We start from the raw sequence: 9,088 nt of genomic DNA, 5'->3' as shown, positions 1-9,088 counted from the left end.
GGACGGCGGCGCGGCCGGGGTACCGGGTGTCCACGACGGCGGTGCCGATGGCGGGGCCGAGGGTCCCGGCGACGGCGGCGCGGCGGGCGAGCCCGGCCACCACGACGGCGGAGCCGACGGCAGCGCGGACAGCGGCGCCGGCTCTTGACCGACTTCCGGCCCGGCTTCCGGAATCCCGGCACCCCCACGGGTGCCGGGATTCTGGAGCGCCGTCTGACCGGCCTCCGCTTCGAGGACTTCGCGCGGAACGTCTGGTCGCGGACCGCGCTGCTCACCCGGGGCGCGAGCGACTTCTCGGACGTGTTCGACGCCGGTGCCGTGGACGAACTGGTCTCGCGCCGGGGGCTGCGTACCCCGTTCCTGCGCGTCGCCAAGGACGGCGCCGTGGTGCCGTCGTCGTCCTTCACCTCGTCCGGCGGGGTCGGTGCCACCATCGCCGACCAGCTCGACGACACGGCGCTGTGGCGGCTCTTCGCCGACGGCGCCACGCTCGTCCTCCAGGCGCTGCACCGCACCTGGGCGCCCGTCGGCGACCTGTGCGCCGCGCTGAGCGCGGAGCTGGGACATCCGGTGCAGGCCAACGCGTACGTCACGCCCTCGCAGAACCAGGGCTTCGACGAGCACTACGACGTCCATGACGTCTTCGTCGTCCAGATCCAGGGCAGCAAGCGCTGGCTCGTCCACGAGCCCGTCCACCCGGACCCGTTGCGCGAGCAGCCGTGGACCGATCACCGGGCCGCCGTGGCCGAGGCCGCGAAGGGGCCCGCGTACATCGACACCGTGCTCGAACCCGGAGACGTGCTCTACCTCCCGCGCGGCTGGCTGCACGCCGCGCGGGCGAAGGGCGAGGTCTCCGTCCACCTGACGCTGGGCGTCCACGTGTGGACGCGCCACGCGCTGGCCGAGCAGCTCGCCGAGGCCGCGCTGGCGGCGTTGCGCGAGGACCCGGCGATGCGCGCCTCGCTGCCGCTGGGCTCGGACGGGGCGGCGGAGGCGATCGACGCGGTCCGCGAACGCCTCACCGCCGCCGTCGCCGGAGCCGACTCCGCGCCGCTGCTGCACCGGAGCAGGCGAAGCCAGGGGCGTCCGGCGCCCCTCGGCCCGCTGTCCCAGCTCGCCGCCGTGGACAGCCTCGGCCCCGACTCCCCGCTGCGGCTGCGCGAGGCGCTGGAAACCCGGCTGGAGGGAGCACGCCTGATGACACGGGTCGGCTGGCTCGACTTCCCGGAGACCGACCTGCCCGCCGTGACCGGCCTGCTCGACGGTGGGGTCCGTACGGCCGGTGAACTCGGCCTCGCGCTCGCCGAGCGGCTGCTGCGCGCGGGCGTACTGGTGCCCGCCGGACAGTAGCCACTCCGGTGACCGGCACAGACCGCTTCTTCTGCGCGGACGCCGCCCGGATACGCGGCGACTCGCTCGCGGGCACGGCGCCGCGCGGTGCCGTCTGGGTGCTCGTCGAGTACCGGGGCGGCTGGCCGTCCAACGGCTTCGACGGCCTCGACCTCGCCCCCGAGGTCAAGGCCCACGTCTGGTCCGCCGCCCACGCCGTCCGCGCCCGGATCCTGCTGGTCAGACGCCTCGCCCGGCCCCGACCCGACGGCCCCGGCCGGTGGGCCGTACTGCACTACGAGCGTTCCGGGGCGTACCGCCAGCGCTGGGGCACCTGGACCCGCGACGAGGACCTGGTCGAGATCGCCGACGCCCTCCAGTCCCCCGGTCTCCTCGACCACCCGCCGGTCGTCCTCGTCTGCGTCCACGGCCAGCACGACATCTGCTGCGCCGTACGCGGCCGCCCCGTGGCCCGCGCGCTCAGCGAGCGCTGGCCGAACCTGGTGTGGGAATCCACGCACGTCGGCGGCGACCGGTTCGCCGCCAACGTCGTCCTCCTGCCCGACGGCGTGTACTACGGCCGTCTCGACGCCGCGTCGGCCGTCGAGGTGGTCGGGGAGCACCTGGCGGGCCGCGTCCAGGCGGACCACCTGCGGGGCTACACGGACCTCACTCCCCCACAACAGGTCGCCGTCGCGGCCCTGCTCGCCCGCTTCGGCCCGGCCGCCCGGCACGCCTACACCGTCACCGACACCACCCGCGACGGCGACGACTGGCGCATCCGCGTCGAACTCCACGCGCCCCGCCCCACGGCCTTCGACCTCACGCTGCGCGCCCGCCACACGGCGCCGTCCCGGCTGACGTGCCGGGGCCTGGCGCCGCACCCGACGGTCGGCTACGAGGTGACGTCGATCGAATCCGTCTGACGAACAAGGGCTGTTACGGCCGGGACGGTGGCGGCGATGGCGATGGCGATGGCGATGGCGATGGCGATGTGGAGCGTACGACGCGGAATCCCACGTCGTCGATCCGGAACGTCGGATGACTGCGCCGCCGCACCGATGCCCGGCAGCTCCAGTGCTCGTCGGCCCATCCACCACCACGGAGCACCCGATAGGTGCCGTACACCTCGGCGTCGTAGACGTCCCAGCACCAGTCCCAGACGTTGCCCAACATGTCGTACAGGCCCCAGGCGTTGGGCCGCTTGCCGCCGACGGGGCGGAGTTGGCCGCCCGAGTTGCCCTGGTACCAGGCGACTTCGTCGAGCGGACCGTATCGCGGGCCGGTGGTGTCCGCGCGGCAGGCGTGCTCCCACTCGGCCTCGGTCGGCAGCCGGTAACCGTTGGCGGAGGTGTCCCATTCGGGGGCCTCGACATGGGCATCGGCATCGGTGTCTGCGGGGAGGCGATAGGCGGGTGTCAGCCCTTCACTCCGGGACAGCGCGTTGCAGAACCGGACCGCGTCCCACCACGAGACGCCCTCGACGGGCAGCCGGTCACCCCGGGCGCTGCTCGGCCGCCGACCGGTGACCTGCGCGTACCACGCCTGCGTGACCGGGAACGCCGACACACGCAACGACGCGACCTCCACCGCCCAGCTGCGCCGCGTCCGCCGGTCCGACAGGACCACTCGCCCCGCCGGGACGGCGACCATCGCGTTCGTTTCCCCCATGTCCACGACGGACCACCCTACCGACGCCGTCGGAGGGGATCACGCCCCGTGTTCACCGGGTGAGCTTGAGCCCGATCACGCTTCCGACGATCAGAGCCAGGAAGACCACCTTCGGCGCACTGACCGACTCGCCACCGGTGAGCATCGCGTAGAGCACGGTGAGTACGGCGCCGATCCCCACCCACACCGCGTACGACGTACCGACGGGCAGGTCCCGGGTCGCGTACGCCAGTCCTCCCATGCTCGCCGCCAGCGCCACGACGAAGACCAGCGACGGCACGAGCCTGCTGAACCCCTCGGACTTCCCCAGAGCCGTGGCCCACACGGCCTCCAGCACACCCGATACGGCAAGAACGACCCACGCCATGACAGCCTCCCGTGGGCCGTCTTGTCGCACACCGGGTACGGCACCCCTCGTCCGGAAGCTCCCTGTTCGGGGCTCCGGCTCAAAGTTTCACACCGGGGGCGGGTTGGCAATCCGACGCCAGGACGCTCGAAGCCCGGCACTCAGCCGCCCGACTAGGTTGAGCGCATGACGAGCCTCGATCATCCCCGATTGTCCGGGCTGGCGCGTAACCCGGCAGCCCCTCAGGACGTCCTGATACGCCTGGCCGGGCACAAGGCCGGCCGACACGGGATGTCTCTGCGTCGCGGCCGACTGGAGGACGCCGTTGTCGAGGCTCTGCTGACGTACGGCGACGACCACACGGCGGTGGGTCTTCACGGGGACCGGATCTCTCCGGAGATGCGCCGAAGGATCGCCGGGCATCCCGACCCGGCGATCCGTGACGCGTAGGCCGACTTCGTCCGCGACATGGTGGACCGCAAGGTGCCGATCGGCATCGGCGACCTGGAGGAGGCCTACGGCCTGCCCCGGACGACACTCGTCCGCGCACCGAGCCCGAGCCTGCGCGCCGCGGTCGCCCGAGCCTGGCACGACCGGCCTCTCGCCATACAGCTGGACCTGCTCGCCGACCCGGAACCACAGGTCCGCGCAGCCGCCACCGAGCACGCGCGACCGGGTGTCCCGCCAGAGTGGAGCGAGCGCTGCCTCGCCGACCCCGCCGTACGCGTCAACGTGGCGCGCTACGTCCCCCTCACGCCGAAGCAGTTCGCGCGGCTCATGCGACTCATACGACTCATGCGGAGCGAGGACGAGGAGATCCGTCAGGCAGTCGCCGTGAACCCTCATCTGTCGGCAGAGATGGTCTCCCAACTGCTGGACACCGAGGACCCGTTCGTACGGGTCGCGGCCGCGCGGAGTCGCCACGTGGACCCCGAAACCCGGGACCGCCTGTACGCCCTCGTGGAAGCCGAACGCACGGACGGAAACATCGAGGCCGAGATCGCCCTGAGCTGGAACATCGCCGAACCGTCCTGGCTCCGCGAAGCCCCCCTCGACGAACGGCTGACCTGCCTGGACTGCCCGCACACCCCATTCCGGCGCGTCCTGGCCTCCTGCCGCGACCTCCCCGAAGAGGCATGGCACCGACTGGACAACGACCCGGACCTCACCGTCCGCCGCACCGCCGCCCGTCGCCCGGACACCCCGGCGGACGTCCTGGAAGCGCTGGTACGCACCCACGGCGAGGTCTTCCACATCCGACCACTGCTCGTCGACCACCCCAACTTCCCCCGCCATACGCTGCGAACGTTCGTGGACGAAACAGAACCGAACGTTCGCTACGTCGCCCTGCAAGACCCGGAGCTCCCTGCGCCGGACCTGTGGCAACTCGCCGCTGCCGCCGAGTCCTTCCTGCGGGCTGGGGTCGCCCGTCATCCCAACGTCACGGATGCGTTGCTGGAGCGGCTGCTTTCCGATGCGGATGCTCGTGTGGCGGACGATGCGGCTGCCAACTCGGCGCTGCGGGCGGACCGGATGTATCGAATCCTTGATGCTGCCGGCTTGTGACGGCGACCAGGCACCCGTCCGTCATGCCACCGCAGACTGGCCAACTGCAACAGTGTCCTAGCGCTGCTCTCGCGTCCTGAGGGTGTGTGCGAACCGGCCGATGAACACGGCGTTGAACAGCCCGGCCACGATCGCTCCGGCGGAGAACTGACGGGGGGTTTCGGACGGCTCCTGAGCACCTGCAGTGAAGCCCCCACGGCGGAAATGGGTCGGTCGAACGCGAGCCGCACTTGGCTGGAACAACTCCCACAGGTCTTCCGGCCCCATCCGCTCGACAAGCGCAGCAGTCATCACCCGGGCTGCCGCAAGATCACGCCAACTGAAATGGCGTCCAAGGCGGTGACCTCCTGGGGCGATCACGCCCGCTCGTCGTCCAGTGGCTCTCCGCCGACGGCGGCCGGGTCTGGTTCAGCGGGGGCGGTGCTGATCCGCAGGCACCCGTCCGTGCCGAACATCTCGATCAACTGCGACAGGTGGGCTCGGGCCGCGCTACGTACGGGTGCCTCATCGTCGCTCACCCGCACTCCTCCAAATCCGCCCACACGACCTTCCCCCAACGCCTCTCATCCGCGCCCCAGTTGGACGCCAACGCCGCCACAAGGGTCAGGCCACGCCCGCCCTCATCGTCGTCCTTCGGCGTGCACGGCTCCGGCAGCGCGCGGGAGAAGTCCGCCACGGCGACGCGAACCGTGCCCGGCGCGACGCGCTCCACCACCACACGGATGGAGTCCCGCCGGGCATGCCGCACCGCGTTGGCCACCAACTCGGAGACGACCAGGGCTCCGTTCTCGGCCGCCCCGTGCAGGCCCCACGCGGCGCAGGCCGCGCGCACCAGGCGCCGCGCCGTAGCGGCGCTCTCCGGTTCGCGTGGCAGGGTCTCGCTGTAGCCGGGGTGCCCGGTCGGGCGGGATGTGGTGGTCACGGTCATCAGGACCCCTCGTCGGTGAACGGGAGGCGCGGCCTGTCCCGGTGGAGACAGGAACAGGCCGCTCCAGCGGGCCACCGCTCCGTCCCTTCCGGTGGCAGCCCGCACTCAGTGAACGACGGATTGTGACGGACCGTGAGGAAAAATCGGGCCGCCGCGCATCGCGGGCAACCGGAAATTTCGCGCCCACTCCGGCGCGGCGATCCCGTCGTCTCGCTACCTTGATGCCGTGGGCGAGAACAGTGACTTGGCGGACGCGCTCAGCGAAGCGGGGCTGACTCAGGTCGAGTTGGCGGAGGCGGTGAACGATCACCTGCGGGCGCACGGCCACGAGGGGACGGTGAGCGACCGCACGGTACGCAACTGGCTGACCGGGAAGACTCGCTGGCCCCATCCTCGGCAACGCGAAGCCCTGGAGGCAGTATTCGGCCGTAGTGCCGGGGAACTCGGTTTCCGACCCCCAGCAGGCCGACGAAGCCCCACCAGGACGGAGGACCCTGTGCACCGCAGGAATTTCCTCACCGCAGCCACTGGTACGACCGCCGCCGTCGTGCCCCTGCTCGCAACCCGGCCGTACGCGGTCGGCACCACCGACGTGATCCGGCTACGCCGCGGCCTGGACGCACTGACGGCGCTGGACGCGTCCAAGGGCGGGCACGAGGCCCTGGAGCGGGCCGCGCTCGCAGGCGCCGCCGACGCCCTGGAGTTGCAGAAGCGGGCTGCCTCCCAGCGCGTCCGGCAGCGCCTTTTCAGCGTGGCCGCGAACTACACCGCTTCGGCCGCCTGGTCGGCCGTGGACGCCCGACAGAGCGAACGCGCCCATGGGCACCTGAACCGCGCGCTGTACCTGGCGGGCATGGCGAAGGACCCCGTAGCCGAACTGCGCGTATGGAATTCCCACGCCATGCTCGCGCGGCAGCAGCACCGGCACGTGGAAGCCGTGGACGCCGGCCAGGCAGCGCTGGCGACCGCTGCCACGCGCCGAGACCCACTGTGCGCCTCCCTCGCCCACGCCCGTACGGCCATCGGGCACTCCAACGCCGGAGACCGGCAGGGCGCCCTGCGCTCACTGGGCCACGCAGAAGATGCCTTGGCGAAGGCGTGCCTGGAGGATCCCCGGCCGTCCTGGATGGCCTTCTACGGCCCGGCTGAACTACTGGCCATCACCGCCATCGTCCGCGACCGCATCGGGGACGCCTCCGAGGCTGAAGCGGCCTCACATCGCGCCCTGTCGACCATCCCGAAGCAGTACCGCCGGAACCGTGCGCTGGCCACCCTGCAGCTCGCGCTGGCGCAGCTTCACCAGGGCGACGTGGACCAGGCGTGCGCGACGGCGGAGGGGGTGTTCGTGCTGATGCAGGGTGACGCCCTGCCCGGCCGGATGCGGTCGCGCCTCGGGGACTTCTACCGTGACTTGATTACCCTCGCGTCCACCACCGGCATTGCACGGGAGTGGAAAGACCGTTTCCGATCAGAATGGAGCCAGGTCCGATGACCTCCGCTTTGGAGCTGCGCCACTACAGCCACGACGACCTGTCGGAGATCCGGCAGACATTGATCGACGTACACGCGGACGTACACGCCGACCAGATGGCGGACGACGAGTTCCGGCAGAAGTTCCCCTGGTTCGTGGACCACTGGGGCGGCCACCCGGAGTTCTCCTGTGTGATCGCCTTCGACGGCGACGAGGTAGTGGGCTTCGCGTACGGCGCCCCCGCGAAGGACGATCGGGAGTGGTGGCGGGAACACCTGGACCCGGCGCCGGAGAAGTCGCGCACCTTCCACTTCTCAGAGCTGATGGTGCGCGAGCGGTGGCGGAAAACCGGCACAGCCGAGCGACTGCACCGGGCGCTGATGGACGCCCAGGACGACGAGCTGGCGGCACTGCTCGTGGACGTGACACACCCGAAGGTGGAGGCCCTGTACGAGTCCTGGGGGTACCGGAAGGTGGGAGAGCGCCAGCCGTTCCCCGACTCCCCGGTGTACGCCGTGATGCTCGTGGATCTGCCCCTGTCCTGAGCGGAGCGGAGCGGCTGCACGACGGAAGCGCCGGCCCTCTCGGTAACGTGATCACCTGCCGCATGGAGCGTCCATGTGCCGGAGATTGACGAGGCCGCGATGAGTGAACCGACGAAACCCAAGGTCGACATCCCGGAAGGCGCCGCTCCCACCGAGCTGACCGTCCGGGACCTGATCGTCGGTGACGGGCCCGAGGTGAAGCCGGGCATGGTGGTCAGGGTCCACTACGTCGGAGTGACCTTCGAGTCCGGGAAGGAGTTCGACGCCTCCTGGGACCGGGGCGAGCCGTACAAGTTCGCCCTGGGCAGCGGCAAGGTCATCAAGGGCTGGGACCGTGGGGTACGGGGGATGAGGGTCGGCGGCCGCCGCGAGATCATCGTTCCCCCGCGCCTCGGCTACGGCAATCAGTCACCCTCATCGTTGATCCCACCGGGCTCGACCCTGGTCTTCGTGGTGGACCTGCTGGACTCGTACTCCAGCACAACGGGGTGGAGCAAGGGCCAGTAACCCTGGCCGCTCCTCCACTATGACGTGCTGCGCCGTCCTCCCAGAGGGTTGGCACCGCCCACTTCTCTCGCGGGAAGATCATGCATGAAATTCGTGAAGGCGGACTGGGATACCGAGGTAGTTGGACTCCTTTTGGACCCGCGCGCCTATCTGGCCGAGCTGCCACGCCTGAGCGCAGACCTTCCTGCGGGTGCCCGGTCATTCGCCGCAGACCCCGGGCACTACGACATGGCGGGCGCCATCCGCTGCGTAAAGGATCTGGAACTGTCAGGAATCCACCTCGCCACGGACAAGAGCGGCGGACTGGTCCTGGAGTTCGCACCCAACAAGTTCAAGCACGACTCCGGTCTGCGCATCAGCTACTCGGGCGTCACAGACTTCTCCGTCGACTACGTGCACTCCATCAACTGGATGCTGGTCGACACCGTACTCCTGGATGAAATCGTCCCGGACAGGGACGGCGGCTGCGTACACGAGATCGCGCTCACGGACGCGTCGATCACCGTCCGCTGCGAGGATCTGCACGCCGTCGGGGAAGACGCCGCCGACAGGGCCACGTCCTGATGTATCTCGCCGCGACTTCGCGGTGAAGCGGCCGAGGGCCGGATTCAGATCTCTCTGAAACCGGCCCTCACCTGCGACTCTCTCGAGTCGGGACGACAGGATTTGAACCTGCGACCCCTTGACCCCCAGTCAAGTGCGCTACCAAGCTGCGCCACGTCCCG

Annotated in this window: 12 protein-coding genes, 1 tRNA gene and 1 riboswitch; of the genes, 8 read left to right on the top strand and 5 right to left on the bottom strand. The window is 70.4% G+C overall.

Translation table 11 applies throughout. The features are described 5' to 3' along the window. The first annotated feature begins 144 nt into the window (after window positions 1-144). Together GTW40_RS20920 and GTW40_RS20915 are read left to right on the top strand one after the other, a co-directional pair. Window positions 145-1,350: a cupin domain-containing protein gene (locus tag GTW40_RS20920; protein WP_161181727.1), complete on the top strand. Its 1,206-nt coding sequence runs from the start codon at window positions 145-147 to the stop codon at window positions 1,348-1,350. 8 nt (window positions 1,351-1,358) lie between these two features. Next, window positions 1,359-2,255 (top strand): sucrase ferredoxin, encoded by an 897-nt coding sequence (locus GTW40_RS20915; RefSeq protein WP_161181726.1) that lies wholly within the window; start codon window positions 1,359-1,361, stop codon window positions 2,253-2,255. A 13-nt stretch (window positions 2,256-2,268) separates the two neighbouring features. Here GTW40_RS20915 and GTW40_RS20910 read toward each other — a convergent pair whose 3' ends face one another. Together GTW40_RS20910 and GTW40_RS20905 are read right to left on the bottom strand one after the other, a co-directional pair. After that, on the bottom strand, window positions 2,269-2,982 hold the full coding sequence (locus GTW40_RS20910) for an SUMF1/EgtB/PvdO family nonheme iron enzyme (protein WP_161181730.1): 714 nt from the start codon (window positions 2,980-2,982) through the stop codon (window positions 2,269-2,271). Between the two features lie 70 nt (window positions 2,983-3,052). Beyond that, a complete protein-coding gene (locus GTW40_RS20905) occupies window positions 3,053-3,367 on the bottom strand; it encodes a multidrug efflux SMR transporter (RefSeq protein WP_161181725.1) in 315 nt (104 codons plus the stop codon). 10 nt (window positions 3,368-3,377) lie between these two features. After that, a riboswitch (guanidine-III (ykkC-III) riboswitch) is annotated at window positions 3,378-3,445 on the bottom strand. Window positions 3,446-3,532: 87 nt separating this feature from the next. Here GTW40_RS20905 and GTW40_RS20900 point away from each other — a divergent pair. Then, window positions 3,533-3,796 carry a hypothetical protein gene (locus GTW40_RS20900; RefSeq protein ID WP_161181724.1) on the top strand — a complete coding sequence of 88 codons (264 nt, stop codon included), beginning with the start codon at window positions 3,533-3,535 and terminating at the stop codon, window positions 3,794-3,796. A gap of 18 nt (window positions 3,797-3,814) precedes the next feature. Further along, window positions 3,815-4,912, top strand: a complete 1,098-nt coding sequence (locus GTW40_RS20895) for a hypothetical protein (protein ID WP_202486201.1) — start codon at window positions 3,815-3,817, stop codon at window positions 4,910-4,912. A gap of 356 nt (window positions 4,913-5,268) precedes the next feature. On the opposite strand, the gene GTW40_RS20890 is transcribed toward GTW40_RS20895, so the two are convergent. Both GTW40_RS20890 and GTW40_RS20885 read right to left on the bottom strand, forming a co-directional pair. Then, on the bottom strand, window positions 5,269-5,430 hold the full coding sequence (locus tag GTW40_RS20890) for a hypothetical protein (RefSeq protein ID WP_161181723.1): 162 nt from the start codon (window positions 5,428-5,430) through the stop codon (window positions 5,269-5,271). Continuing rightward, window positions 5,427-5,840 carry an ATP-binding protein gene (locus GTW40_RS20885; RefSeq protein ID WP_202486200.1) on the bottom strand — a complete coding sequence of 138 codons (414 nt, stop codon included), beginning with the start codon at window positions 5,838-5,840 and terminating at the stop codon, window positions 5,427-5,429. The genes GTW40_RS20890 and GTW40_RS20885 overlap by 4 nt, the downstream gene beginning before the upstream one ends. A gap of 496 nt (window positions 5,841-6,336) precedes the next feature. On the opposite strand from GTW40_RS20885, the gene GTW40_RS20880 reads away from it, so the two are divergent. The 4 genes from GTW40_RS20880 to GTW40_RS20865 all read left to right on the top strand — a co-directional run bounded on the left by GTW40_RS20880 (window position 6,337) and on the right by GTW40_RS20865 (window position 8,927). Then, window positions 6,337-7,332 (top strand): hypothetical protein, encoded by a 996-nt coding sequence (locus GTW40_RS20880; protein WP_343245751.1) that lies wholly within the window; start codon window positions 6,337-6,339, stop codon window positions 7,330-7,332. After that, window positions 7,329-7,856, top strand: coding sequence for a GNAT family N-acetyltransferase (locus tag GTW40_RS20875; protein WP_161181721.1), 528 nt, complete (start codon window positions 7,329-7,331; stop codon window positions 7,854-7,856). The genes GTW40_RS20880 and GTW40_RS20875 overlap by 4 nt, the downstream gene beginning before the upstream one ends. 99 nt (window positions 7,857-7,955) lie before the next feature. Next, window positions 7,956-8,363, top strand: coding sequence for an FKBP-type peptidyl-prolyl cis-trans isomerase (locus tag GTW40_RS20870; RefSeq protein ID WP_161181720.1), 408 nt, complete (start codon window positions 7,956-7,958; stop codon window positions 8,361-8,363). Window positions 8,364-8,447: 84 nt separating this feature from the next. Further along, a complete protein-coding gene (locus GTW40_RS20865; protein WP_161181719.1) occupies window positions 8,448-8,927 on the top strand; it encodes a hypothetical protein in 480 nt (159 codons plus the stop codon). A gap of 87 nt (window positions 8,928-9,014) precedes the next feature. On the opposite strand, the gene GTW40_RS20860 is transcribed toward GTW40_RS20865, so the two are convergent. After that, a tRNA-Pro gene (locus GTW40_RS20860) sits at window positions 9,015-9,088 on the bottom strand.

This window comes from Streptomyces sp. SID4985 (genome assembly GCF_009863025.1).
GTDB lineage: Bacteria > Actinomycetota > Actinomycetes > Streptomycetales > Streptomycetaceae > Streptomyces.
This window is presented reverse-complemented; position numbering and strand designations above follow the sequence as displayed.

Bases quoted from the DNA above. Each gene is read 5' to 3' on its own strand.
- GTW40_RS20885 (WP_202486200.1), bottom strand. From the start codon at position 5,840: ATGACCGTGACCACCACATCCCGCCCGACCGGGCACCCCGGCTACAGC.
- GTW40_RS20865 (WP_161181719.1), top strand. From the start codon at position 8,448: ATGAAATTCGTGAAGGCGGACTGGGATACCGAGGTAGTTGGACTCCTT.
- GTW40_RS20875 (WP_161181721.1), top strand. From the start codon at position 7,329: ATGACCTCCGCTTTGGAGCTGCGCCACTACAGCCACGACGACCTGTCG.
- GTW40_RS20900 (WP_161181724.1), top strand. From the start codon at position 3,533: ATGACGAGCCTCGATCATCCCCGATTGTCCGGGCTGGCGCGTAACCCG.
- GTW40_RS20905 (WP_161181725.1), bottom strand. From the start codon at position 3,367: ATGGCGTGGGTCGTTCTTGCCGTATCGGGTGTGCTGGAGGCCGTGTGG.
- GTW40_RS20895 (WP_202486201.1), top strand. From the start codon at position 3,815: ATGGTGGACCGCAAGGTGCCGATCGGCATCGGCGACCTGGAGGAGGCC.
- GTW40_RS20870 (WP_161181720.1), top strand. From the start codon at position 7,956: ATGAGTGAACCGACGAAACCCAAGGTCGACATCCCGGAAGGCGCCGCT.
- GTW40_RS20910 (WP_161181730.1), bottom strand. From the start codon at position 2,982: ATGGTCGCCGTCCCGGCGGGGCGAGTGGTCCTGTCGGACCGGCGGACG.